The organism is Mycobacterium bourgelatii (assembly GCF_010723575.1).
Classification (GTDB): domain Bacteria; phylum Actinomycetota; class Actinomycetes; order Mycobacteriales; family Mycobacteriaceae; genus Mycobacterium; species Mycobacterium bourgelatii.
Genome location: NZ_BLKZ01000001.1, coordinates 4,493,793 through 4,518,692 on the forward strand (window position 1 = coordinate 4,493,793; position 24,900 = coordinate 4,518,692).

Annotated in this window: 17 protein-coding genes; 10 read left to right on the forward strand and 7 right to left on the reverse strand. The window is 66.2% G+C overall.

Features of this window, described 5'->3' with window-relative positions:
- Position 1 precedes the first annotated feature (1 nt).
- Complete coding sequence (locus tag G6N68_RS19280; protein WP_163715671.1) at positions 2 to 790, forward strand: SDR family NAD(P)-dependent oxidoreductase; 789 nt, start codon at positions 2 to 4, stop codon at positions 788 to 790.
- 39 nt (positions 791 to 829) lie between these two features.
- On the opposite strand, the gene G6N68_RS19285 is transcribed toward G6N68_RS19280, so the two are convergent.
- Positions 830 to 1,057 carry a DUF3618 domain-containing protein gene (locus G6N68_RS19285; RefSeq protein ID WP_163715674.1) on the reverse strand — a complete coding sequence of 76 codons (228 nt, stop codon included), beginning with the start codon at positions 1,055 to 1,057 and terminating at the stop codon, positions 830 to 832.
- A 105-nt stretch (positions 1,058 to 1,162) separates the two neighbouring features.
- Here G6N68_RS19285 and bcp point away from each other — a divergent pair, with 105 nt between their 5' ends.
- From bcp to G6N68_RS30985, 5 genes are all read left to right on the forward strand, one after another.
- Complete coding sequence (bcp, locus tag G6N68_RS19290; protein ID WP_163715677.1) at positions 1,163 to 1,636, forward strand: thioredoxin-dependent thiol peroxidase; 474 nt, start codon at positions 1,163 to 1,165, stop codon at positions 1,634 to 1,636.
- A 130-nt stretch (positions 1,637 to 1,766) separates the two neighbouring features.
- Positions 1,767 to 2,834 (forward strand): NAD(P)H-dependent amine dehydrogenase family protein, encoded by a 1,068-nt coding sequence (locus G6N68_RS19295; protein WP_163715680.1) that lies wholly within the window; start codon positions 1,767 to 1,769, stop codon positions 2,832 to 2,834.
- Positions 2,835 to 2,984: 150 nt separating this feature from the next.
- Entirely contained in the window at positions 2,985 to 3,356 is a 372-nt protein-coding gene (locus G6N68_RS19300; RefSeq protein ID WP_163715682.1) for a nuclear transport factor 2 family protein, read from the forward strand.
- 126 nt (positions 3,357 to 3,482) lie between these two features.
- Positions 3,483 to 3,956, forward strand: coding sequence for a DUF3060 domain-containing protein (locus tag G6N68_RS19305; protein WP_205351391.1), 474 nt, complete (start codon positions 3,483 to 3,485; stop codon positions 3,954 to 3,956).
- Between the two features lie 22 nt (positions 3,957 to 3,978).
- A complete protein-coding gene (locus G6N68_RS30985; protein WP_163715688.1) occupies positions 3,979 to 4,365 on the forward strand; it encodes a hypothetical protein in 387 nt (128 codons plus the stop codon).
- On the opposite strand, the gene G6N68_RS19315 is transcribed toward G6N68_RS30985, so the two are convergent.
- Positions 4,335 to 5,699: a dipeptidase gene (locus G6N68_RS19315; RefSeq protein WP_163715691.1), complete on the reverse strand. Its 1,365-nt coding sequence runs from the start codon at positions 5,697 to 5,699 to the stop codon at positions 4,335 to 4,337. The two genes, G6N68_RS30985 and G6N68_RS19315, sit on opposite strands and share 31 nt — an antisense overlap.
- Positions 5,700 to 5,726: 27 nt before the next feature.
- Here G6N68_RS19315 and macS point away from each other — a divergent pair, with 27 nt between their 5' ends.
- From macS to G6N68_RS19330, 3 genes are read left to right on the forward strand one after another with little or no spacing between them, the layout of a single operon-like run.
- Complete coding sequence (macS, locus tag G6N68_RS19320; RefSeq protein ID WP_163715694.1) at positions 5,727 to 6,881, forward strand: MacS family sensor histidine kinase; 1,155 nt, start codon at positions 5,727 to 5,729, stop codon at positions 6,879 to 6,881.
- 20 nt (positions 6,882 to 6,901) lie between these two features.
- Positions 6,902 to 7,546, forward strand: a complete 645-nt coding sequence (locus G6N68_RS19325) for a response regulator (protein ID WP_163718814.1) — start codon at positions 6,902 to 6,904, stop codon at positions 7,544 to 7,546.
- A 45-nt stretch (positions 7,547 to 7,591) separates the two neighbouring features.
- A complete protein-coding gene (locus G6N68_RS19330) occupies positions 7,592 to 9,475 on the forward strand; it encodes a DUF2339 domain-containing protein (RefSeq protein WP_163715697.1) in 1,884 nt (627 codons plus the stop codon).
- Between the two features lie 58 nt (positions 9,476 to 9,533).
- Here G6N68_RS19330 and qcrB read toward each other — a convergent pair whose 3' ends face one another.
- The 4 genes from qcrB to G6N68_RS19350 form a co-directional block, all read right to left on the reverse strand.
- Positions 9,534 to 11,132 (reverse strand): cytochrome bc1 complex cytochrome b subunit, encoded by a 1,599-nt coding sequence (gene qcrB / locus G6N68_RS19335; protein WP_163718815.1) that lies wholly within the window; start codon positions 11,130 to 11,132, stop codon positions 9,534 to 9,536.
- A gap of 153 nt (positions 11,133 to 11,285) precedes the next feature.
- Entirely contained in the window at positions 11,286 to 11,678 is a 393-nt protein-coding gene (acpS, locus tag G6N68_RS19340; RefSeq protein ID WP_069417306.1) for a holo-ACP synthase AcpS, read from the reverse strand.
- 28 nt (positions 11,679 to 11,706) lie between these two features.
- Entirely contained in the window at positions 11,707 to 20,943 is a 9,237-nt protein-coding gene (locus G6N68_RS19345) for a type I polyketide synthase (RefSeq protein WP_163715700.1), read from the reverse strand.
- Between the two features lie 557 nt (positions 20,944 to 21,500).
- On the reverse strand, positions 21,501 to 22,220 hold the full coding sequence (locus G6N68_RS19350; RefSeq protein WP_163715702.1) for a DUF1906 domain-containing protein: 720 nt from the start codon (positions 22,218 to 22,220) through the stop codon (positions 21,501 to 21,503).
- A gap of 166 nt (positions 22,221 to 22,386) precedes the next feature.
- On the opposite strand from G6N68_RS19350, the gene G6N68_RS19355 reads away from it, so the two are divergent.
- Positions 22,387 to 23,526, forward strand: coding sequence for an aromatic ring-hydroxylating oxygenase subunit alpha (locus G6N68_RS19355; RefSeq protein WP_163715705.1), 1,140 nt, complete (start codon positions 22,387 to 22,389; stop codon positions 23,524 to 23,526).
- On the opposite strand, the gene G6N68_RS19360 is transcribed toward G6N68_RS19355, so the two are convergent.
- Positions 23,515 to 24,825 carry a lipocalin-like domain-containing protein gene (locus tag G6N68_RS19360; RefSeq protein WP_163715708.1) on the reverse strand — a complete coding sequence of 437 codons (1,311 nt, stop codon included), beginning with the start codon at positions 24,823 to 24,825 and terminating at the stop codon, positions 23,515 to 23,517. The two genes, G6N68_RS19355 and G6N68_RS19360, sit on opposite strands and share 12 nt — an antisense overlap.
- Positions 24,826 to 24,900: the final 75 nt, after the last annotated feature.

The following is a 24,900-nucleotide window of genomic DNA, read 5'->3' on the forward strand; positions in this document are numbered from 1 at the left end:
CATGGCCACCGCTCTCATCACCGGCGCGTCGACCGGGCTCGGACGCGAACTGGCGAGTCTTTTCGCCGCCGACGGGATCGACCTGGTTGTGGTTTCCAGCGAACGCAGCACCGCACAGCTGACCGCAGTGGCTGACGAACTGCGCTCGCGCCACGGCATTCGCGTCGACACCGTCAGCATGGACCTGTCCCAGCCGGGCGCCGGCCCCGAGCTGGTCCGCCGCGTCGACGAACTCGGTGTCGACGTCGAATACCTGGTCAACAACGCCGGCGTGGGGATCCTCGGCCTGAAGATTCACGAGTGCGACCCCGTTGCCGTATCAAAGATGGTCCAGCTCAACGTCGTCACACTGACCGACCTGACGACGCTGTATGCCGCCCGGATGGTGAAGGCGGGTCGCGGAGCCATCCTCAACGTCAGCTCGGTCGCCGCCTACGTCATCCCCCATGGGCTGGAAGCGGGCTACGCCGCGAGCAAGGCCTACGTCCGCAGCTTCTCCGAGGCAGTGGCCGACGACCTGCGCGGCACGGGCGTCACCTGCACGCATCTCGCCGCGGGGCCGACGCGCACCGAGTTCGCCCAAACCGCCGGTGTCGGGGACTGGTCACGATTGGACCGGTTCATGTTGGACGCCGCGCCGGTGGCGCAGGCCGGTTACGAGGCGATGCGGGCGGGTCGGGTCATGGCAATGCCCGGGCTAGGCACCAAAGCCATGCGCTCGCTCTCGGCGTTGTCGCCGTCTAGGAGACTGAAGGCCGCCATCTCGGGCTACTTCGTGACACGCCACTGAACGACGCGGCGGCGCCGGAACAGCGGGCGAGGTGGTGCGTCAGCGGTTCCTGATTTTGTGGATGACGACGATCACCGCCACGCTTCCGACGCCGACCAGGGACACCGTCACGATCGGCTTGTTGAGAAAGGCAATCACCTTGGCCTTGACGTCGTCGGCGAGGCGCTGCGGGTTGGCGCGCTCGGCAAGGGCGTCGACGGTCGCGGCCAGCTGGTCGCGGGCTTGGTCGATCTCCCGCTTGATGGTCTCGGGATCGCGGTCCGCCACGTGTCTGTCCTCCCAGTGCCCCACTATCAGCTGATGATCGTGCCCGCACTACCCTAGTTCAGCCGGTGCAGGTCCTGACGCTCCGGTGAACAGAAGGGGGCCAACTTGACCGAGACCACTCGCCTCGCACCCGGCGACAAAGCGCCTGCGTTCACCCTGCCCGACGCCGACGGCAACAAGGTGTCGCTCTCCGACTACAAGGGACGCCGCGTCGTCGTGTACTTCTACCCCGCCGCGTCGACACCCGGATGCACCAAGCAAGCCTGCGATTTCCGGGACAACCTTGCCGAACTCAACGAGGCGGGCCTCGACGTCATCGGCATCTCCCCGGACAAGCCGGAGAAGCTGGCCAAGTTCCGCGACGCCCAGGGCTTGAACTTCCCGCTGCTGTCCGACCCCGAACGCAAGGTGCTGACGGCCTACGGCGCCTACGGCGAGAAGCTGATGTACGGCAAAAAGGTCACCGGCGTGATTCGGTCCACCTTCGTCGTCGACGAGAAGGGCAAGATCGCCGTGGCGCAGTACAACGTCAAGGCTACGGGGCACGTCGCGAAATTGCGCCGCGATTTGTCGGTCTAGTTGGCAGCTTGCGGGCTGCGGGCTATCGGCCTAGACCTGTGACCATCCGCCCGCATCGGAAACAGCCATGTGTCGACATATGGGCTGGCTGCGGGGTTGAATCGTACGACCGCAGCTGGAGGTTGATGCCATGGCTGACACGTACCGAGTGGCGCATGTAGGCACGGGTTACACCGGAACGATCGCACTCCGCCATGTGTTGCGGTCGCCGACCCTAAATTTGGTGGGGCATTTGGTCAACACGCCAGGCAAAGCCGGCCGCGACTCCGGAGCTCTCGTGGACTGTCCAACCACCGGCATCGTGGCTACCGAGAATTTCGACGAATTCTTGGCCCTGGATGCGGACTGCGTCACCTACTTCGCCGCAGTTTCGGGACGTGAACCAGGCGAGATCGTCGACCAACTCTGCGCGATCGCGGCTAGTGGCAAGAATGTGGTCACTCCGTCCTACCATCCACTGTTCCACCCGCCGTCGCTTGACGCTGGCTCGCGGGAAAAGCTTTCTGCCGCATGCGAACGCGGACAATCCTCAATCTTCGCGACCGGAATCGCGCTCGGATTCGCCACCGACTTGCTCGGAGTGCATGCCGCTAGCACGAGCGGATTTCCCTCGAAAGTTACTGTCGCAGAGCGTATTCCATGTGGGGCTTATAGCGTACCGGGGTTCTTCGCGATGCTGGGTTTCGGCCGAACGCCCGAGGAAGATGCCGCAACATACCCTCGCGGGTCGATGGCCACCGTATTCGCTACGCCGCTAAGACTCCTCGCCGAAGGCATGGGTCAGCGCATTGACGAAGTCGAGGAACACCGAGACATCGCGACGGCTGCCCGCGACTACCAATTCGATGCGGGAGTAATCCGCGCGGGCACCATCGCCAGTGTGCGAATGACTTTCACCGGAATCGTCAACGGGCGTCCGAGGTTGCAATTCTCCTCTATCTGGTCGATGCCCGACGATCCCGTCGAAGATTGGCCACCCACAATCCCGGAGGGCAGCAGCGTCCGACGCCTTACTCGAATCTCGATCGAGGGCGACCCTCGGGTCGAAGTCGACTTCGCCCTTTACGGCGACAAGCTGCCCGGTTCCGCTGCGACCGCGGCCAGGGTGGTCAATGCGATACCGGCCGTGTGTGCGGCCCGTCCCGGCCTACTCAGCGGCCTTGAGTTGGTCGTCGCCGGTCAAGCGGCGACCGCTTAACCGACATTCCGTCGGGATCGGCACGCCGGCAAGGCAACCCGGAATGGTGTTCAATCTCGGCAGGTGTCCCGGTCCGTACTGGTGTAAGACATTAACCAACGGTCGAGTCGTCCAACCTTCCGGCGTCCACAGACCGTCGAAGGAGTGCTGATGTCGGACACGATCGAGCGGCTCATGGAAGGCAACCTCCTGCGTGTCTTCAACGAGCCCGACTTCGACAAGCGCGCGGTTGCGATTCGCGACACCTACGCGCCTGACGTCCGGTGGACCGATGACGAAGGTGTCTCCATCGGCCACGAGGCCCTCAATGCGAAGGCGCAGGCACTGCAAGACGGGCAGATGGCCGGGCTGTCCGTCGTCAAAGCCGGACCCGTTTATCAAACAACCGGATTCGGCCACCTCGCCTGGCAGGTCTTCGCCCCCGGTACCGACACGGTGATCGTGGCCGGCTTCGACGTCGCCCTTATCAACGACGATCTCATCACCCATCTGTACACCGTCATCACCGCAGCCCCGCAGTAACTGGCGCTGGCGATACGGCGCACGGTCGCTTTTGGTCCCGTGGAAGTAGCGCAAGAATCTCGCAAGCCCGCCGCGTCACACTGACGACGCACTCTCAACATGGGAGTCGCGAAAGGGACCTGAGCGATGAAACCCAAATACCCTGAGCAGCGCATTCGCCACCTAGAACACGGCGGCCACCGGCCGCGACGGACTGAGCCACAGCGGCACCACGGCCTTAGACAGCTTGCGTACACGTCTTCCGGCCGGCTGTTCTTGGCGTTGACGACAGTCGGGTTGGCGATCGCGATGTCCTTGTGGCAGCACGCCGACACAACCAAGGTCGACGGACACCTCATCATGATCAACAGCGGTGCACGGAACACCATCGACTGCAACGACGGATACCTGAAACTGGACGGAGACAAGAACACCTACGCCGTCACCGGCCACTGCCGCAGGCTGGAGGTCTTCGGCAGCGAGAATCGTGTCGTCGTCGAAAGCGCCGAAGCCATAAGCGTTTTCGGAGATAGCAATGTGGTGGGGTACTACTCGGGATCGCCCACGATCATGAAGACCGGACCCAACAACACCGTTTCGCAGCGACCGCGGGGCCACTAGACAAGCGTGCTTTAATCGGCCCGTGGGCGAAGTGTTCAATTATCAGACGGACCAGCCGGAGCCGTGGCTGACGACCATCGGCGACATCTCCGTGTCGCAGCATTGGGTTATGACGCCATCCGGTCCCCACCCAATCCGCGGCTCGGTATGGACCGTGACGGACATGTCGCGCTACGAGGAAAGCATCTCCACCGCCGGCATCGTCCTGGCCATCATCTTCGTTTGGTTTTGCCTGCTGGGCTTGCTGTTTCTGCTGATGAAGGACCGCAAGTTGGTGGGCTACACACAGGTCACCGTTCAAGGCAACGGTTTTTACCACTCGACCCTGATCCCGGCGACCAGTCCGCAGTCATTGATGCATGTCCACCAAGCCGTGAACTACGCGCGCTCACTGGCCGCGGCCGCCTGAGTCGAAATTTTCGCGAGCTTGGCCAACAGCAACGCCTCCGTGGTGGCAGCACGTTCCAACACACCGAGGTGCAGGCTCTCGTTGATGCTGTGCGCCTGAGTTCCCGGGTCCTCCACGCCGGTGACGAGGATCTTCGCTTGCGGGAACGCGGCGGCGAACTCGGCGATGAACGGAATCGACCCGCCCATCCCCATGTCGATCGGTTGGACACCCCAAGCCTGCCGAAACGCCTCGCGGGCGGCGTCATAGACCGGACCGGTCGCGTCGATCACGTACGGCTGCCCGATGTCCCCGCGGGTAACGGTGACCTGCGCTCCCCACGGCGCATGCTGGCGCAGATGAGCTTCCAACGCGTCCAGATGCGCGACCGCGTCACCGCCGGGTGCCACCCGCAGGCTGACCTTCGCACGTGCCCGCGGAACCAGCGTATTCGACGCTGCCGCAACGGGTGTGGTGTCGATTCCGATCACCGTAACGGCGGGCTTCGCCCACATCCGTTGCGGCACCGAACCGGAACCGATCTCCGCCACGCCATCCAGCAGACCCGACTCCGCGCGCACCCGGTCCGGCGGGTAATCGACCGGGGCCGCGGTGCTTTCGTGCAAGCCTGCCACGGCGACATTGCCGTCGTCGTCGTGCAGGCTGGCCAGCAGCCGCACCAGCACGCTCAGCGCGTCCGGAACCACCCCACCCCACAAACCGGAGTGCAGCCCGTGGTCGAGCGTGGCGACCTCCACCACGCAATCGGCCAATCCGCGCAACGACACCGTCAGTGCCGGGACCTCGGTGCTCCAATTGTCCGAGTCGGCAATCACGATCACGTCGGCGGCCAGCGCGTCTCGATGCGTGTCGAGCAGCCGTCCCAATGTTGGTGAGCCCGATTCCTCTTCACCCTCGACAAATACCGTCACACCGACCGGCGGTCGGCTTCCGTGTGCCCGGAAGGCCGCCAAATGCGTTGCGATGCCCGCCTTGTCATCGGCGGTGCCCCGCCCGTAAAGGCGCCCATCCCGTTCCGTCGGCTCGAATGGCGGCGACGACCACTGCCCACGGTCACCCTCGGGTTGCACGTCATGGTGGGCGTATAACAGCACCGTCGGCGCACCGGGCGGCGCCGGATAGTGCGCGATAACCGCCGGCGCCCCTCCCTCGCTGACCAGCCGCACCTGGTCAAACCCGGCCTGCGACAACAGCTCAGCCACCGCCTGTGCGCTGCGGTGCACCTGATCCCGCCGGCCGGGATCTGCCCACACCGACTCGATCCGCACCAAGTCCTCAAGATCGCGCCGCACCGACGGCAGCACCTCGCGTACCCGCTCAACCAGATCAGTCATAGTGCCGAGGCTAGCTAAGCTGAGCCGATGGCGACCCGCGGTCCCGACCCGACCGCGCCGCTCTGGCGGGCGGCGCAGCTGTTTCGGCTGCTGAGCTGCCTATACGCGGCGGGCTTCCAGATTGCGATCAACTCGGACCTGAACCGTCCGGCGCTGGGCTGGCTGCTGTTCGCGGTGCTGATCGGCTGGAGCGGCGCGTGCGCGGTCGCCTACCTGCGGGGGTTTGGCCGCAGACCGGCATGGGTGATCGCCGAGCTCGTGGTCGTCGTCCTGCTCATGCTCTCCACCGAGGTGGTCGCCGCCGACCAGTGGTCGGTGAACAACCAGACCTGGCCGACCACATTGTGGGCCACCAACGCCACGATTTCGGCGGCCCTTCAGTTCGGCCCGGCCGGCGGCATGCTGACCGGTCTGGCGGTGACGGCAACCCACGAGGCCGTCAAGGGCTATGTCAGCGTCAACCTGGGCCGCAACGCCACGGTCATCGTGGAACTCGCGGTGGGTCTGGCGGTCGGCATGGCCGCCCGAACCGCGGTGCACGCTCACGAGGAGTTGCAGCGTGCGGCTCAGCTGTCGGCCGCGCTGGAAGAGCGGGAGCGGCTGTCCCGGCAGGTCCACGACGGCGTCATGCAGGTGCTGGCGCTGGTCGCCCGACGCGGCAGCGAAATCGGGGGCGATACAGCCGAACTGGCGAAGCTCGCCCGCGAACAGGAACGAACCCTGCGAAGCTGGTTGACCTCCACCGAAATTGACCAGGACGGGGACCGGACGACGGTCGACATTCGCGAACTGCTGCGCCGCCGCGAATCAGAGCGGGTGACCATGAGCCTGCCCGGAACCACGGTGCCGCTGCCCCACGCGGTGGCGGTCGAACTCGACGCTGCGGTGGGCAACGCCCTGGACAATGTGCGAGCCCACGCGGGCCCCGACGCCCATGCGTTCGTGTTCCTGGAGGATCTGGGCGACTCGGTGGCGGTGAGCGTTCGCGACGACGGAGTCGGAATCCCCGCCGGCCGGCTAGAGGAGGCGGCCAGTCAGGGACGTCTGGGCATCTCGAAGTCGATCGTCGGACGGCTGCAATCGTTGGGCGGCACCGCCGAACTGCAGACCGAAGTAGGTGAAGGCACCGAGTGGGAGCTGCGCGTGCCCCGCGCCGACGTCCGAAAGGGGGCATCGCAGTGACCGAGACCGACTTCACCGTGATGGTGGTCGATGACCATCCGATCTGGCGCGACGCGGTGGCCCGCGACCTCGCCGACGAGGGATTCAATGTGGTCGCGACCGCCGACGGTGTGGCCGCCGCCCGGCGTCGCGCGGCGGTGGTGAAACCCGACGTGGTGTTGATGGACATGCGGCTTCCCGACGGTGACGGCGTCCGGGCGACGACCGAGCTGCTCGAGGTCTCACCGTCGTCTCGGGTGCTGGTGCTGTCGGCGTCGGACGAACGCGAGGACGTCCTGGAAGCAGTCAAGGCCGGCGCGACGGGGTACCTGGTCAAGAGCGCGTCGAAGGCCGAACTGGCCGACGCGGTGCGTGCGACAGCCGCGGGGCGGGCCGTGTTCACCCCCTCCCTGGCCGGGCTGGTGTTGGGCGAGTATCGGCGCATCGCGCAAAACCCCGATTCGGGGCCCAGCCGGCCCACGCTGACCGAACGCGAAACCGAGGTGCTGCGCTACGTCGCAAAAGGATTGTCCGCCAAGCAGATCGGCGCGAAACTATCGCTGAGTCACCGAACCGTCGAAAACCACATCCAAGCCACGTTCCGCAAGCTGCACGTCGCCAACCGGGTGGAGTTGACCCGTTACGCGATCGAGCACGGACTCGACGAAGATCCGGAATCCGGGTAGTCCTACTCATCCCTTCCGGCACGCCCGGCGGCAGGGTTGAACACCATGACCGAATCGCACCATGCTGTCATCAGTCGGCTGTCCGCGGAATTCGAGGCCTTGTCCCGACAGATGTCGCGAGTCTCGGGTGAACTCAAAGAACTCGACCGGGTGATGTCCGGTGCCGCTGGGGCCCCTCAGCAGGCGCCCCAGCCCCCGCCGGCGCCGCCTCCGGTGGCCCCACCTGCTCCGGTGGCCCCACCGATGGCCCCGTACTGGCAGCGGTATCAGCACTATTGGACACCCGCTCCGGCGGCACCACCGGGACCAGGCGCGCCCCCGCCCGCAATGTCCCCACCTCGGTTCGTCCCGCCGCCGTCGCCACCCACTCCCCCGGCTCGTAAACCGGCCGACAGTGAATCCAGCTGGATCGGCAAGTTGTTGGCGGTCGCCGGGGTCGCTGTGACGTTGGTCGGCGTGGTGTTGCTGCTCGTCCTGGCCGCCGAGGCCGGGCTGCTTCGTCCTGAGCTCCGCGTGGCCGGCGGCATCGCACTGGCTGGCGCCCTGGTGGGTGTTGCCACGCGCCTTCGCCGCCGGCCGGGTGGCCGGATCGGGGCGATCGCATTGGCCTCTACCGGCATCGCCGCGGCCTATCTCGACGTCATCGCGATCACCACCATCTACAAGTGGGCGCCGGCGCCGGTCGGACTCCTACTCGCGGCCGTGGTGGGCGGCGCTGGCCTGGCCCTGGCCCGTCGTTGGGACTCCGAGCATCTGGGGCTGCTGGTGCTTCTACCGCTGATCGTCTTGGCGCCCGTCATCACCCGCGGGGTGGACCTGCTCCTCGTCGGTTTCATGCTGGCGCTGTCCGCCGCCGCTCTGCCGGTGCAACTGGGCAAGGACTGGAGCTGGATGCACGCGGCACGCGTCGCGGCGACCACCGTTCCGCTGCTCGCTGCACTGGTTGCCATGAGTCGGCATGACCATCCGTGGCTGATCGGCGCAGCCTGCGGGGTGGCCGCCATCCTCGCCATCGCGAGCGGCTTGATCCTGTTGCCCGCCAGCAAGAACGCGGGCGCGCTGGCGGTGCTGACGGCGATCGGGACCATGCCGGTGCTGGCGGCGGGAATCGCGGTTGATCGAATGCAGGCCGCGCTGTTGGCCGCCGTCCTGTCCGCCGTCATGTTGGCGATCGTCCTGGTGGGTCACCGGCCTCGGATCGTCACCCAGATCTGGTCGGCGTGGGCGGCCATCGCCGCCCTGGTGGCCGTCACGGCCGCGTTCGCCGGCTACCTCGAGGGTCCGGTGTTGCTGGCGATGGCCATCATCGTGGCGATCGCGGGCCGCCACGATGCCGTAGCACGCTGGATAGCAGCGGGATTCGGCATCATCGGCGCCGCCATGTTCTACAGCTATGCACCCCTTTTCGTGCTGATTCGGGCCACCGCGCGGCCGACTTCGATCGCGGTGTCCACGCTGGCCGCCAGCGTGCTCGTCGTGGCGTTTGTGGTCGTGCTGGCACGCGCGTGGCTGGGTGTCGACCGCACACAACGCAATTCCGATCTCGCGTGGATTTTGGGCGTGGCCGGGGGAAGTCTCGTCATCTACGCCGTCACCGCGTTCACCGTCACCGCCGGTGTTCTGACCGGCGGAGCCAACGGTGGCTTCCTGGCCGGCCACATGGCCGCCACCATCTGCTGGATCGGGATGGCAGCCGGGTTGTTCGTCTACGCGCTGCGACTGGCCGCCGGGGAGCGCCGCACGGCGCCGATCACCGCCGGGTTGGTGCTCACCGGGGCAGCTACCGCCAAGCTGTTCCTGTTCGATCTGGCCACGTTGGACGGCATCTTCCGGGTGGCGGCGTTCATCGTCGTGGGTCTGGTGTTGCTGAGCATGGGCGCCGGCTACGCCCGCAGCCTCGCGAGCTCTTCACCTCGCGAGCAGACGTAAACTCTTACCAAATAAGGCATTTGGATACGAGTTTGCGTCTGCTCGCGGGCCTGCGCGGCTAGCGCAGCGCGGTGAGGCTGCGGCGCTCGGCGGCATGCCTGGCCTCGGTCAGCGTGGCGTCCTCGTGGGCCGGATCAGCGTGGAGCAGGCCCGAACCGGGCTTCCCGCCAATGCCGAGCTTGTTCATGCGCTTGGGCACCGGCGCCCCTTGGTACTCGAGCGGGATCGGGCGTCCCCGTTCGTCCACCCCACCTAGGGGCTGGTGCATCTCGAGGTAGGCCCCCTGCGGGAGGCGCTTGATGATGCCGGTCTCCACCCCATGCTCGAGCACCGCTCGGTCGCTGCGCTGCAGGGCGATGCACCACCGATATGTGATCCAGTAGACCAGCGGCGGCAACACCACCATGCCGATGCGGCCGATCCACGTCGTCGCGTTCAGCGAGACTTGGAACTGCAGCGCGATGACGTCGTTCATCGCCGCCAGTGTTAGCACCAGGTAGAACGAAATCGCCATGGCCCCAATGGAAGTGCGCACCGGCACGTCCCGCGGTCGCTGCAGCAGATTGTGGTGGGCCCGGTCACCGGTGAACCGTCTCTCCAAGAACGGATAGATCGTCAGCAGGACGAAGACCAGTCCCATGATCAAGGCGACCGCAACCACCGCCGGGACCGTGTGATGTCCGATGTAGAGCTCCCAAGCCGGCCATAGCCGCATCAACCCTTCCGGCCACATCATGTAAAAGTCCGGCTGGGTGCCCGCGGCCACGTGTGACGGCCGGTAGGGTCCCAGATTCCAAATCGGATTGATCTGCAGCAGCCCGCCCATCAGGCCCAAGATGCCGACGATGCCGGCGAAGAAGGCGCCGGACTTGATCGCGAACACCGGCATGACCCGCACACCGACGACGTTGTGCTCGGTTCGGCCGGGTCCGGGAAAGTGGGTGTGCTTCTGGAACCACACCAAAGCCAGGTGCAACCCGATGAGCACCAGCATGATCCCGGGCAGCAGCAGGACATGCAGCGCGTAAAGCCGCGGGATCAACGCCGTGCCCGGGAAGTCGCCACCGAACAGCGCCCAGTGCAACCAAGTTCCAATTACCGGAAATCCCAAAGTGATTGACGACAACGCCGCCCGCAGACCGATACCCGACAGCAGGTCATCGGGCAACGAGTAACCGAAGTAACCCTCGAACATGGCCAGAATCAACAGCAGTGAACCGATGACCCAGTTGGCTTCACGCGGACGACGAAACGCACCGGTGAAAAAGACGCGCGCCAGGTGCACCATGATCGCCGCGGCGAACATCAGCGCCGCCCAGTGGTGAATTTGGCGTACCAACAAGCCACCTCGCACCTCGAACGAAATGTCGAGTGCCGACTCGTATGCGCGCGACATCTCAACCCCGCGCAGCGGTTGGTAGACGCCGTTGTAGGTGACCTCGGCCATCGACGGATCGAAGAACAGCGTCAGGTAGACACCGGTGATCAGCAGGACGATGAAGCTGTACAGCGCGATCTCGCCGAGCAGAAACGACCAGTGCGTCGGAAACACCTTGTTCAGCTGACGCCGAAGCGCGGCCGACGGGTGATAGCGCGTGTCGATTTCGCGGGCCTGTCGAGCGGCGGTATCCACCAAGTTGAGGCTCACGGCGATCATCCCCTCACAACCGAACCCGCGCCGTTGCGAGCCGGCCATCGCACGTATTACTACGTTAAGTAGTACTCCCCAAGGTAGTAGCGCCTGCGAGCAGACGCAAACTTCTACAAACCAGACCGGTTCGATGCAAGTTTGCGTCTGCTCGCGAAGGGACTAGGGCGCCTCGAGGATGGCGACCGCGGCGGCGGTGTCGGCCTCGTGGGTCAGCGACACGTGGATGGTCACGTCGGCCAGATGCTTGGCGATCTCACCGCTCAGGCGGACCCGCGGGCGGCCCCACATGTCGGTGACCACCTCGATATCGCGGTGGATGTCTTCGGGCAACACGGGCCGCTGGGCGAACCGCGACCCCGACCAGGCCTTGATCACAGCCTCCTTGGCCGCCCACCGAGCGGCCAAGTGCCGCGCGGCCGACGAACTCTTGTCCGAAGCGTCGCGCCGCTCGCCGGGAGTGAAGGTCTCCGAGAACACCGTTCCCGGCTGGTCGACCTGCTCGGCGAAATCAGGAATGGAGACGAGGTCTATCCCGACACCGACGATGCCCATGGGTGGTGAGGTTAACGGATACGTCCGGTCAGCCCGCAGTGGCCTGGTAGACGTCGCCGTCACCGATGCGAGCAGCCGGATTCAGCAGCATCGCGGCCTCTTGCGGCTTCTCCGGACCGTTGTGGTCGAAGCGACGGTCCGGCGGCCGCTGGTACATCGGCTCACCGCCGGCGATCGCCGAGGCCAGTCGGCGCTGCCCGGCCAGCAGGCGGGCGTTGGCCCGTCGCTGGTAGTCCTCGCGCTGTTCGGGGCTCAGCGACGCGATGAACGCCTGCGGGTGAACCAACGCGACCAGACCGGAGACGTGACCGAACCCGAGGCTGGTCAACAGCCCGGCCTTGAGCGGGAACTTCCCGCCGAGCCGCAGGGTATCGCGCACCCACACGAAGTGCGCGGAGCCGGCGAGTTCGTCGTCCACGCAATCCAGGCTGCGGTTGGGCGGGATGACGCCGTCCCGCAACATCTGGCACAGGCCCATCATCTGGAACACCGCCGCGCCGCCCTTGGCGTGACCGGTCAGGCTCTTCTGCGACACCACGAACAACGGTGCGCCCTCCGAACGGCCCATCGAGTCGGCCAGCCGCTCATGCAGTTCCGTCTCGTTGGGGTCGTTGGCCAGCGTTGACGTGTCGTGCTTGGAGACCACCGCCACGTCGTCAGCGCCCACACCCAGCTTGGCCAGCGCGCGCGCCAGCGGCGAGTTCTTGCCACCCAGGCCCGCGCCCAACGCGCCCAAGCCGGGCGCCGGGATCGAGGTGTGCACGCCGTCGCCGAAGGACTGCGCGTACCCCACCACCGCGAGCACGGGCAGCCCCATCTTGAGCGCGAGGTCACCGCGCGCCAGCAGGATGGTGCCGCCGCCCTGGGCTTCGACGAAGCCGAGGCGCCGACGGTCGTTGGGCCGGGAGAACTTCGAGTCGTGAATGCCCCGTCCGCGCATCATGGCGGTGTCAGCGGTGGCCGCCATGTCGCCGAAGCCGATGATGCCTTCCAGCGTCAGGTCGTCGATCCCGCCGGCAACCACCATTTCGGCCTTGCCCAACCGGATCTTGTCGACGCCCTCCTCAACCGACACCGCGGCCGTCGCGCATGCGGCAACCGGGTGGATCATCGCGCCGTAGCTGCCGATGTACGACTGAACCACGTGTGCGGCAACGATATTCGGCAGCACTTCCTGGAAGATGTCGTTCGGCTTGCTGCGGCCCAGCAGGTTCCCGTGGTACATCGTCTGCATCGACGTGCCGCCGCCCATGCCGGTGCCCATGGTGTTGGCTACCAGGCTCGGGTGGACGTAGCGCATCACCTCGGCCGGGGTGAAGCCGGCGGTCAGGAATGCGTCGACGGTCGCGACGATGTTCCAAACCGCAAGCCGGTCAATGGAACCGGCCATGTCGGCGCTGATGCCCCACACCGTGGGGTCGAACCCGGTCGGGATCTGGGCCCCCACCAGCCGCGACAGCTTGTTGCGCCGGGGCACTCGAATCTCGGTGCCGGCCTTACGGATCACCTGCCAGTCGCTCGAGTCGGGCACCGGTCGGATGACCGTGTGCTCGGGGTCGAATTCGGCGAACGCGCGGGCGTCGGCCTCCGACGAGACGACGAAGCTGAAGTCCTTGTCCAGGAAGACCGACACCAGCAACGGGCTGCCCTCTTGCGGATCGATCGAACCGTCATCAACGAATTCGCGAACTCCCACTCTCTCGATGACGGCGTCGTGGTAGCGCTCGACCAGTTCGGATTCGTCGACCAGCTCACCGGATTGGCTGTCGTACCAACCCGGTTGAGGGTCGTCTTCCCAACGGATCATGCCGGTGGTCCAGGCGAGTTCGAGGACACCGGCCGCCGACAGCTCGTTGTCGACCTCCATCTCGTACCGGGTGCGCGACGAACCGAAGGGTCCCAGTTCGGCGCCGCCGACGATCACCACCAGGTCGGCCGGGTCAAGGTCCAGGTCGGCCCAATCCGGCGGCGGTGCCGGGTTGAACCCGCGCGGCGGGGACGGCAGGGCCGGAATGAGGCCCTCCGTGTCGGCCTGCTGCTCGGCGGCGGCTTCGGCGGACATTTCCTCGCGCGCCTTGGCAGCCAGTTCGGCCATGTCCAGATCGGCCCCGGCCAGTCCGCCGGTGAAGTCCGCCTTGATCGGCGAATGAGCCGCGGCCACTTTGGATTCCACGTCGCACAGGCCCAGCAGCAGGCCCGCCATCTCGTCGGTCGAGTAGGTGGTGACGCCGGCCGCTTCGACGGCGCTGACGATGGCGTCGTTGTGACCCATCAGGCCGGTGCCGCGGGTCCACCCGATCAGGGCGTGCGCCAGGCTGACGCGTTCCGCCCACGACGACTCGGCGTGCCAACGGCTCACCACGGCGTCCAGAGCGGACTTCGCCTCGCCGTACGCACCGTCACCGCCGAACATTCCGCGGTTGGGCGAACCGGGCAGCACCACGTGCAAACGTGCCGCGATGTCACGCTCGGCGCCGATCTTCGACAGTCCGGCGATCAGTCGCTGCGCCGCCCACAGCAAGACCTTCATCTCCAGTTCGGCACGCGAGCCAGCCTCCGACAAGTCGCCGACGACCCGCGGAGCGGCGAACGGGAACAGCAGCGTGGGCGTCTGCGCATCCTTGATGTGAATCGATTTCGGCCCAAGGCTTTCCACCTGCTCCGTGCCGACCCATTCGACCAGAGCGTCGATGTCGGAGTAGGACGCCATGTTGGCCGCGACCACCCACAGCACGGCGCCGTACCGGGCGTGATCGCGGTACAGGTTGCGGTAGAAGGCCAGTCGTTCCTCGTCGAGCTTCGAGGTGGTCGCGATGACGGTGGCGCCGCCGTCGAGCAGCCGCGCCACCACGGATGCGGCGATCGAGCCTTTGGAAGCCCCTGTCACGACGGCGACTTCGCTGCTGTAGTGGCCCGGGTCCGGGTTCTCCGCCCCGGCGGCGATCCGCCCGTACAGCGACGCGTGGATCTGACGGCCCGAGGCCAACGACTTGCCCTGCCACCAAGTGGCCTGGGTAGCCACGACGTGACCGGCCCCCTCGAACCTCTCCGACCAGTGCGACCACTGGGCGTCGATGTCACCTTCGTCCATCAGCCACAGCTTGACCAGGTCCTCGCGGGCACTGGCCCAGCGGTCGTCGAAGACGACGGCCTTCTTGGCGTCGAACACCGGCGCCACCAAACGTGGCCAGTCCGAACCTAATTCGGCGGTGACCAGGTCGATGAGCTCGGCATCGGTCGCGGTCGGGGCCGCGCTGACCGCGTCGTCCAGGCCCAACTGGCCCAGGACCAGACGTGCCGCCGATGCGAGCACGCCGTCGCGGCCGGTGATCTGGTCGGTGAACTCGCTCAGCGCGGCCAGATCAACGGTACCGCCGCCGCCACCGCTCGCAGCGGGCAACGCCACGCTGATGCCGTGGCGCGCGGCGACCGACGTGACGGCGGCGTCGATGACCTTGTCGACGGTGGCCGCATCGGCAAGGGCACCTTCGTGCAGGTGGCCGAGCGCACCACCGCGAACGCTGGTGCCCTCCCGGGTACCCAGCGCGACCTCGACGGTGACGTGTTTGACCCAACCCTCGCCGAGCTCCCAGGTCTTCGTCACCCGTTCGGCGATCGCCCCGGGCCGCTTGCCCGACGGCCCGAAGACCGTCCGCAGCTGGTCGTTGATGGCGTCGGAAAGCACTGGGCCATATGGCTTGTAGGTGCGGGCCAGCTTGGTCACCTGAGCGCGCAGTCCGGCCAGGTCGGCCTCCGCCGCACCATCGATGGCACCCAGGTTCAACTCGGAGCCCAAGTCCACCAGCAGTTGGTTGCGCCGCGAAGACGCGCCGTCGGTGATGGACTCGATTGAGTCCAGCGCCTCGATCTGGTCGATGCGCATCTTGGCCGAAATCGCGATCAGGGCCAAGGTGGCATCGGCAGCGCCGAACGCGAGGTCGTCGGGACGTGGCGCACCCGAAGGCGCCGCCGCAGGCGCCGGGGCCGCGGCGGGAACCGCGGCGACTTCGGGCGCCGCCGCCTCCTCGGCCGGGGCCGGCTCGTCCTCAACGTCCGGCTCGGGGTCGGTGTCGGTGGCGAACAGCACCGCGGCATCGCGCTCGGCGTTGAGCACTTCCACTGTGCTGTGGGCATATTCGGGCAGCTTCAGGGTGTTGGTGGCCAGCCCCGCCACCGTCGGCGACGACTTCACGCCGATCTCGACCAACCGCTCGACACCCAGGCCACCCGCGGCTTCCTCGATGAAAAGCAGGTCCTGGGTCTCGATCCAGCGGACCGGGCTGGCGAACTGCCAGGCCAGCAACTCAATCAACACGATGCGCGCCAACTCGGTACGGCGCTCCCGGATCCACGTGTCGTAGTCGGCGAGAATCGGGTCGAGCGGTTCGGCGGGCACCAGGTCGCGAATCTCCTGAATGAAGTCGCGATCCAGGGTGAACGGCCGCGGCACCAGGTTGGGGATGTAGCGCCCGATGATGACGTCGGGGTCCTTGTCGCGCGGCATCACCCGGTCCAGCGAGCGCCGGAACTCGGCCACACCGACCCGCAACACCCGCGAGTGGAACGGCACGTCGATGCCGGGCACCAGGATGAACGAGCGTCGGCCGCCGGTGATCTGGCGACGCCGTTCCACCTCGGCTTCCAGCGCCTCCAGCCCGCGGACGGTGCCGGCAATGGCGTACTGCGAGCCACGCAGGTTGTAGTTGACGATCTCCAGGAATTCACCGGTCTGCTCGGCGATCCCGGCGACGAAGTCTTGGACCTCGTCGTCGGGCAGGTCGATCTGCGAGGGCCGGATCGCCGCCAAGCGGTAGTTGGAGCGCCCCAACTCATCACGCGGCACGATGTCGTGCATCTTCGAGCCGCGGTGGAACACCGTCTCCAGCAAGGCTTCTAGCTCGTAGATGCCCGTCACACAGGCCAGTGCGGTGTACTCGCCGACCGAGTGGCCACACGCGATGGCGTCCTCGACGAAGGCACCCTGCTCGCGCATTTCGGCCACCTGCGCGGCCGCCACCGTCGCCATCGCCACCTGGGTGAACTGCGTCAGGTACAGCACGCCGTCGGGGTGGTGGTAGTGCACGCCGCTGGCGATGATGCTGGTGGGGTTGTCGCGGACCACGTGCAGGACCGAGAAGCCCAGGGTCTCGCGGGTGAACTTGTCCGCGGAGTCCCACACCTTGCGGGCCGCCTTGGAACGGGCGCGGACATCCATGCCCATGCCCTTGTGCTGAATTCCCTGGCCGGGGAACGCATATACCGTCTTCGGGGCGGCCAGGCGGGCGGTGGCCGACATCACCAGATCCGAACCGACGCGGGCGGCAACTTCCAAAACCTCTGCGCCCTGGTCGATTCCGACACGTTCGACGCGGAAGTCGACCTCGTCACCGGGGCGCACCATGCCCAGGAAGCGTGCGGTCCAACCGACCAGCCGCGCCGGTGGGCGGGCCTGGCCATCGGTGGCGGTCACCGCATGCTGCGCCGCGGCCGACAACCACATGCCGTGCACGATCGGTGATTCCAACCCCGCGAGCAGGGCGGCGGCCCGGTCGGTGTGGATGGGGTTGTGGTCGCCGGAGACCACCGCGAACGGACGCATGTCGACCGGAGCGCCCAGCTTGACGTCGCGGCGGCGGCGGCGCGGGGTGTCGGTGGCGTTTTCCGATACCGCCCCGCCGGCACGGACCGGGTCGGTGAGTTCGGCCGATCCGGTGCGGCCCAGGATCGCGAATCGCTCATGGAGAGTGGCGATTACAGCACCGTCGTCACCGGCCGCGCCGCGCACGGTCACCGATACCGGCACCACGCGACCCATGTCGGTGTCGGTCGCCTTCGAAGCCGTTGCCGTAATGGTCAATTGGGCGGGCACCTTCGGCAGCTGGCCGACCACCCGCGCGGCGTGATCCAGGTGGACCAGGCTCAGCAGTCCCTCGATCACCGGCTCGCCGGTGTCGGTCACCGCTGCGCCGATCGCTGCGAAAACTGCCGGCCAGCAGAGGCCGACGAGGGCGTCGGGCACGGTGGTGAGGCTTGGCGCCAACGGCTCACCGAAGGTGGCGGTGACGCCGGTGTGGTCGGCGACCCGCTCGGGGTCCCAGTCCACCGTGACGGTCGCCGTCCCGTCGATCACCTGCGGCAGCGACTCCGGGTTGTCGACACCCGCGGCGATGGCCAGCACGGCACGCATGGCGTTGGCGGCGTCCTCCAACGAGATCACCGGGGTACCGCCGTCAACGGTGTTGGGGGGCAAGGTGAATCGGATGTCGATCCACGTGCCCGAGATCGGGACGCTCAAGACGACGTCAGAACCGTCGGTTTGGAGCCGCGCACCGGTCGACGAGTGGGTGGCCCGGGCGCCTTCGGACCCGTCGTGTACCAGCCACTCGCTGGGCTCGGCGATCCGGTGCACCGGGTTGGTGGCGGTGCGTCCGGCCCACAGCACGTCGGGTGCGTCGAGCACGACCGCCAACGGTCCGGTCACGTCGGCGCGACCAATGCGGCGGGAGGTGACGTCCTTCGGTTCGGCACCGGAGCCGAGCACCTCGTCGATCGCGGCCTGCTCGAAGCGGTCCAGCAATTCGCCGACGGGCTCGTCCATCCGGGTGATCCCGGCGACCGCTGCGGTGCCGGGGATGATGCACACCTGGTCGGCGTCGTAGCGGGCGTCGTGCGCCTGCCACAGGGAGTCGCTACGCCACCAACGCCGGACGTCCTTGTCGATGACAGGCACGAAGTTGACCGGCTTGCCCAGCGTCTTGCACAGCGTGACAAAGAAGGGCACGTCGGCGGGATGCAGCTGGACGGTTTCGGCGTCGGGGTAGTGCGAAAGCAGCCTGGCGATGCACTGTTCGGGGTTCTCGAGCAGTTCGGGCTCGTTGAAGACGGTTTCGATCAGGCCGGAATCCGTTGGGTGCAAACGGGCTTCGGCGCGCTTGAGCATCTGCTCGAAACGGTCACGCCAGGTGTCGGCCAGCCAAGGGCTGCCCGGCGAGGCGGTGTCGGCGGTCGAATTGCCCTCCCCGATGGTGAGTTCGACGTAACGCTGCAGCCACTGCAGGTAGGTCATCTCGCCGACGTCGCCGAAGTACGGCTTGGCGGTCTTGGCCATCGCGGCGATGATTTCGTCGCGGCGCTCGGCAACCGCCTCGGCGTCGCCGGCGACCTCGTCAAGCAGACGGCCGCAGCGGGAAGCGCTGTTGTCGATTTCGTGGATGTCGGCACCGAGCTGGCTGCGGCTGGATGCCATGCCACCCTGGGCTTTTCCGGCGCTGATCCACTGGTCGGTGCCTTGCGTCTCGACCAGCATCCGCTTGACGGACGGGGACGTGGTGGACTCCAGAGTGGCCATCGCCGCGGTGCCGACCAGAATGCCGTCGATCGGCATCAACGGGAAGCCGTAGGCCTGCGCCCAGCGGCCGGACAGGTACTCGGCCGCCCGTTCCGGCGTGCCGATGCCGCCGCCGACGCAGACGGTGATGTTGGCGCGCGAGCGCAGCTCCGAGTAGGTCGCCAGCAGCAGGTCGTCGAGGTCCTCCCAGGAGTGGTGACCACCGGCGCGGCCGCCCTCAACGTGCATGATCACCGGTTTGGTGGACACCTCGGTCGCAATGCGGATCACCGAACGGATCTGCTCGATGGTTCCGGGCTTGAAGACGACGTGACTGATGCCGATCTCGTTCAGCTCGTCGATCAGCTCGACGGCTTCCTCGAGCTCGGGGATGCCCGCACTGACCACCACGCCGTCGATCGCGGCACCGGACTGCCGGGCCTTCTGCACCAACCGCTTGCCGCCGACCTGCAGCTTCCACAGGTACGGGTCGAGGAAGAGCGCGTTGAACTGGTAGGTGCGGCCCGGCTCGAGCAACTCGGACAGCTCTTGGATGCGGCGGGCGAAGATCTCCTCGGTGACCTGCCCGCCACCGGCGAGTTCGGCCCAGTGTCCGGCGTTGGCGGCCGCGGCCACGATCTTGGCGTCGACCGTCGTGGGGGTCATGCCAGCCAGCAGGATGGGTGAGCGGCCGGTAAGTCGGGTGAACTTCGTCGAGAGCTTCACCCTGCCGTCGGGCAGGCGCACCACGCTGGGTGCGTAGGTCGACCAAGCCCGCGCCACCTCTGGCGTGGCCCCGACGGTGAACAGGTTGCGCTGGCCGCCGCGGGTCGCCGCGGGCACGATTCCGATGCCGAGGCCGCGGATCACCGGCGCGGTCAACCGGGTCAGGATGTCGCCCGGGCCCAGGTCGAGAATCCAGCGCGCTCCGGCCGAGTGCACACGAGTGATTTCCTCGACCCAGTCAACCTTGTCCACCAGGATGGACTCGGCGAGCTGCCGGGCCAGCGCGACGTTCAGGCCGACCGTCTCGGCCCAGCGTCCGACGATGTCGATGCCGTCCGCCAGCCTCGGGGTGTGGAAACCGACTTCCACCTGCACCGGCTCGAACACCGGCGAGAAGACGTCGCCGCCGCGGATCTTGTTCTTGCGCTCGGCCTCTTCTTTCTCCGAGATCTGCCGGCAGTAGAGCTCGAAGCGGGAGAGTTCGTCCGGCGTGCCGGTGATGACGACCGAACGCCGGCCGTTGCGGATGGACAGGACGGGCGGCAGCACGGTCCGGACATCCTGGGAAAATTCCTCCAGCAAGTGCTGGATGCGCTGCGGGTCGGCGTTGGTGACCGAGACCATCGGGGGGCGGTCACCAAGGATCGAAATCCCCCGGCGGCGCGCCACCAGTGTGCCGGCGGCACCGATGAGCTGGGCCATTGCAAAGAGCTCGACGTCGCGCACCCCGCCGGACTTGAGCGCCTCGACCGCCAGCACGCCTTGGGAATGCCCCGCCACCGCCACGGGCCGGTGGGCATTGAGGTCCATACCCTGGCGGGCCAGGGCGCGAATGGCCGCGATCTGGGTGAGCAGCACACCCGGCACCGACACCGCGGCCGACGTCAGGTGCTTGGCCGAGGGGACGGTGTCTTCGGCGGCCAGCGCGCGTACCCACTGCAACGGCTCGAAGCCGATCGGACGGACGACAACTAACTCTTTGGCGACCGGCTCCAGGACCAGCTCGACCTCACCGACCAGGGTCGCCAGCTCGGCCTCGATCCCGGCCCCTGACACCAGCTCTTCGAGGGTCTCCAACCAGGCGCTGCCCTGCCCACCGAAGGCGACCGCGTACGGCTCGCCGGCGGTCAGTCGGTCGACGAGAGCATGGGAGCTATGGGGGCTGGGTTCTCCGCGGTCAGCCGATACCCGATCGTGCTCGTGGATCGTCACGTCTCCATCTCCCTGTTACGTCTCGCAGCGTCTTAAGCGTCTCTCGTAGTTTTCGGCCGTTCCGGACGTCCGACCGCGGGACGCACCCGCTCCTGGTTCTCCCGTGCCGATTCCGCGTTGAATCGCCAGCCGAAAATCGTCTGACCGGTGTGTTTCGGATCCGGCTCGTAGATTCAAGCGGCGCCCAAAAGTTGGCATCGACCCACATCGGTCCTAATAAGAGTCTCATAAGGAATCGTCTAGATTGTTTACGTCGATTGGTTACTGGCGAGTTCTACGCGCGGGTAACCGTGTCGCGGGTAACACCATGTTTCATCGGCGGCACGGAAGTGGCGGACAAACGTCCTGCATGCAGGTGGTTACGGTCGAGTAGCTATAACTGCGCTGATCAAGGCAGTATTGTTACCAAATCGTTATACGAAAAATTTGGCGCTTCGGCGAGGGTGTCCCATACCACAGGCCGCACGGTCGTGGATACAGCTATGTAGCCGATACAGAAAAGTGAGCGAACGAGTGTTTGCTGGGAGGCGGCGCCACTGAGGCGATCGAATGGAGCCCTAGATCCACTGCCCAAATTGCGGCTTCAAGATTTCGTTGACGTCCACGCCGATGCCACCGACCTTGCGCTTGTCGATCTCGACCTGGTGCAGGTGGGCGGCCGGGTGGGTGTAGCCCTTGGGCGAGCCCCAGTTGTGCTGCCAGAAGTAGGAGCCCACGCCGTCGTTCAAGGCCCAGTCGATGGTCTTGGAGTTGGCGTAGACGCCAGTCCGCTGGTGCCCGATCACTGATTCCCAGGCCCGCAAATACGGCAGGACCTGGTTCTTGTATTGCTCGACCGACGGGTTGTCGTCGATTGACACGTAAATCGGGGCGCCGGCGGGTCCACCGGCGGCGGCGTGGAGTTCCGCACCCCGTTTGGCGTGCTGAATCCCGGCGGCGGCGCCGCCCAGCCAGTCCGACGTGCTCCCTTTTCCGAACTGGTAGTTGGAGACGATCTTGAGTCCGTTGCCGGCCAGGTCCTGCGCTTCGGCGAATTGGATCGGCTTGCCGAGCATCCAGTCGCCCCCCGGCCTCCGGTCCGACACGTATCGGATCGCGCCTGACGCGCCGGCTGCCCTGATTTCACTTGCGGGGATGACCCCGGCCGCGTAGTCCAACAAGGTGCCGAGGGCCGCCGACGCCGGTGCGGGGTACACCGAGGCCGCGGCGACACCCAGGCCCAGCAGGCCCGGCGTCGCCGCGGCGAACTTCAACACGTCACGTCGGGACACCGGCACATGCCACAGGGTACGACAGAATTCACACCAGACCCGTCCATCTCGGGTGTCGCATCTGTATCAAGTCGGGATGCGGTGCCGTCCCCGGCACCCCGTCCTCTGCTCCGACGAAAAGTTATAAAGTTAGTAAAGTTAGAGCGGAGCGCGACTGTAACGGGAGTTCAGGATGGATCGCGACCAACTCATCGACCTCACCCGGCGGGCCCTGAAGCTGGCTCGCGACAACACCACCGACCTCGCCGAAAAACAACACACGGTCGACGCGCGCGAGTACACGTCGCGGGAAAGACACGAACGCGATCGGGCGATGTTGATGTCCAGCCCGCAACTGGTCGGCTACGCGTCGGAACTACCGGGACCCGGGAGCTACTGCACCAAGACGGTCATGGGCCGTTCCATCCTGCTCACCCGCACGACCGACGGAACGGTGAAGGCTTTCGACAACGTCTGCCTGCACCGGCAATCGCAAGTCGTGACGGGGTGCGGCACCGCGAAGCGATTCACCTGCCCCTACCACTCGTGGACCTACGACAACACCGGGCGATTGGTGGGAGTTCCGGGGCGGGAGGGATTTCCCGACGTCACGCTGAAGTCCGACGGATTGACCGAACTCCCGGCCACGGAGTTCGCCGGATTCCTTTGGATAGCACTGAATCCGGGCACCCATCTCGACGTCGCGGCACACTTGGGCGACCTCGCCGACGAGCTCGACTCGTGGGGCATCGGCCGCTGGTCTCCGCTCGGCGAGAAGGTCCTCGACTCCCCCATCAACTGGAAGCTGGCCGTCGACACGTTCGCCGAGAACTATCACTTCGCCACCGTGCACCGGCAGACCTTCGCCACCATCGCGCGGAGCAACTGCACGGTCTTCGACTCGTACGGCCCGCACCACCGCTTGATCTTCCCGCTCAACGCCATCCTCGGCCTCGAGGACGTGCCCGAGGACAAGTGGGACCCGTTCCAGAACATGGTGGTGATCTACGCCCTGTTCCCCAACATCGTCATATCGGTGACGATCGCCAACGGCGAACTGTTCCGGGTTTATCCCGGAACCGAACCCGGCAGATCCATTACCGTGCACCAGAACTCGACGCCGTTGGACCTGTCGGACGAGTCGGTGGCCGCCGGCGCCCAAGCCGTATTCGAATACGCCCACGCCACCGTTCGCGATGAGGACTATCGGCTCGTCGAAGCCCTGCAGGCAAACCTCGAATCCGGTGCGCGCGAAAAGCTGGTTTTCGGCCGCAACGAACCGGGGTTGCAGCATCGACACATGGCTTGGGAGGAAGCGCTGTCAAGACTCTGACAGCGCGGTCACCAGGTCGTCGATGATGGTCGCCGCCAGGGCTTGTTGGCCGGGGCGTAGTTTCGTCAACAACTCCGCAGCCTCGGCTCGCCGGCCGGACGACACCAGTGGCCTGAGTTCGTCGGCAACGTCGGGCAACTCCGTCGCGAGCACATCGACCAGTTCCCAATCCCGGTACAGCGCCAGCGAACGCTCGTTGAAGGCGAACGCCGACACCGGCTGCCCAGCCAAGGAACCCCGGTATCGATACGGGCCTTCCATGTATTCGATGGGCAGCCCGTGTGCGGGCGCCGGTACCAAAGGTTCACCGACGATGTCCAACCCCAGTGCAGCACAGGTGATCCGGTGCCCATCCGGCAGATACCTCGCCGACGTCGGCGGGCGGATCAGCGGGCGGATCGAATCCGGCCAGCGGACATAGCTGTCGACCGTGACCTCGAAGTCCTCGGCACACTCCGGCGGTTTGGCCGAGTTGGGGTGACTCGTCGTTATTCCGGTAAACCGTTGCAGCGCATTGCCGTCTGCGCGATGAAATTGGCGCCAGATACTCATGTCGACGCCGTTGTCGAAATTGATCGTGCGCCATTCGTGCGACCTGGTCCGGGGAGGTTCGCCCGTCCCGCCACCGGCATACTTCGGAAACCATTGCCGGTCAACGTGTCCGGCGGTACCGCGGACCCGTTCCGATCGGGCGCCCCAGCGCAGCCTTCCAGTCATCACCATGCCGGTCTGGAAGTAGGAATAGGTGTCGTCTTGGCCGAAACAGGCGATCTTGCCGTTGTAGGTGGACGCGCCCAATGGCGTCGGCGCCCGCGTCGGGGTAACCGAAAGGTCCAACTCCATTGATTGCCCGGCCTGGTCCGTCCCGACCAGGCTGACGCGGTAGGTGTAGGGCAGCAGTTCCCCAGCCTCGTCGCGGCAGGTGGTCCACGACACGGCTCCGGCGTCACTTCGGTAGACGAGATCGAGGTAACCCGTCGCGGCGGCCAACTTCGGCTCTGCACCCGGCTGGATGCTGGCCGGCGGCATGTCGTAATCGGTGTAGGTCCCGTATTCGCCGGTGTCCAAATCGAATAACGCCATGGTGTAGAAGTCGGCCACCACCGAACCCCCGGGCCGGTTCTTGTTGAAGATCGTCAGGAAGGCGAAGGACCGACCGGTATCGGGGGCGTCAAGCTGGCCCGCGATGAACCAGGTATCGGACTCCTGGTCCGGGTGTTCGCCCTCGGCAGCGGGAAACTGCAGCGACTCATCGCCAGGAACCAGATGAAAAGGGTAACTGCGCCAATCGTCAGTCAATGCCCCGCCTCGCACAGCGAAATATGGCTTTTTTGCTATGTTAGCATCAATAGCGAAATGCCGTTTCCTGCCCAA

What these genes read in the sequence shown, in the direction of transcription:
- G6N68_RS19280 (WP_163715671.1), top strand. Translation starts at nt 2, where the DNA reads ATGGCCACCGCTCTCATCACCGGCGCGTCGACCGGGCTCGGACGCGAA.
- G6N68_RS19295 (WP_163715680.1), top strand. Translation starts at nt 1,767, where the DNA reads ATGGCTGACACGTACCGAGTGGCGCATGTAGGCACGGGTTACACCGGA.
- G6N68_RS19300 (WP_163715682.1), top strand. Translation starts at nt 2,985, where the DNA reads ATGTCGGACACGATCGAGCGGCTCATGGAAGGCAACCTCCTGCGTGTC.
- G6N68_RS19305 (WP_205351391.1), top strand. Translation starts at nt 3,483, where the DNA reads ATGAAACCCAAATACCCTGAGCAGCGCATTCGCCACCTAGAACACGGC.
- G6N68_RS19315 (WP_163715691.1), bottom strand. Translation starts at nt 5,699, where the DNA reads ATGACTGATCTGGTTGAGCGGGTACGCGAGGTGCTGCCGTCGGTGCGG.
- macS (WP_163715694.1), top strand. Translation starts at nt 5,727, where the DNA reads ATGGCGACCCGCGGTCCCGACCCGACCGCGCCGCTCTGGCGGGCGGCG.
- G6N68_RS19325 (WP_163718814.1), top strand. Translation starts at nt 6,902, where the DNA reads ATGGTGGTCGATGACCATCCGATCTGGCGCGACGCGGTGGCCCGCGAC.
- G6N68_RS19330 (WP_163715697.1), top strand. Translation starts at nt 7,592, where the DNA reads ATGACCGAATCGCACCATGCTGTCATCAGTCGGCTGTCCGCGGAATTC.
- qcrB (WP_163718815.1), bottom strand. Translation starts at nt 11,132, where the DNA reads ATGATCGCCGTGAGCCTCAACTTGGTGGATACCGCCGCTCGACAGGCC.
- acpS (WP_069417306.1), bottom strand. Translation starts at nt 11,678, where the DNA reads ATGGGCATCGTCGGTGTCGGGATAGACCTCGTCTCCATTCCTGATTTC.
- G6N68_RS19355 (WP_163715705.1), top strand. Translation starts at nt 22,387, where the DNA reads ATGGATCGCGACCAACTCATCGACCTCACCCGGCGGGCCCTGAAGCTG.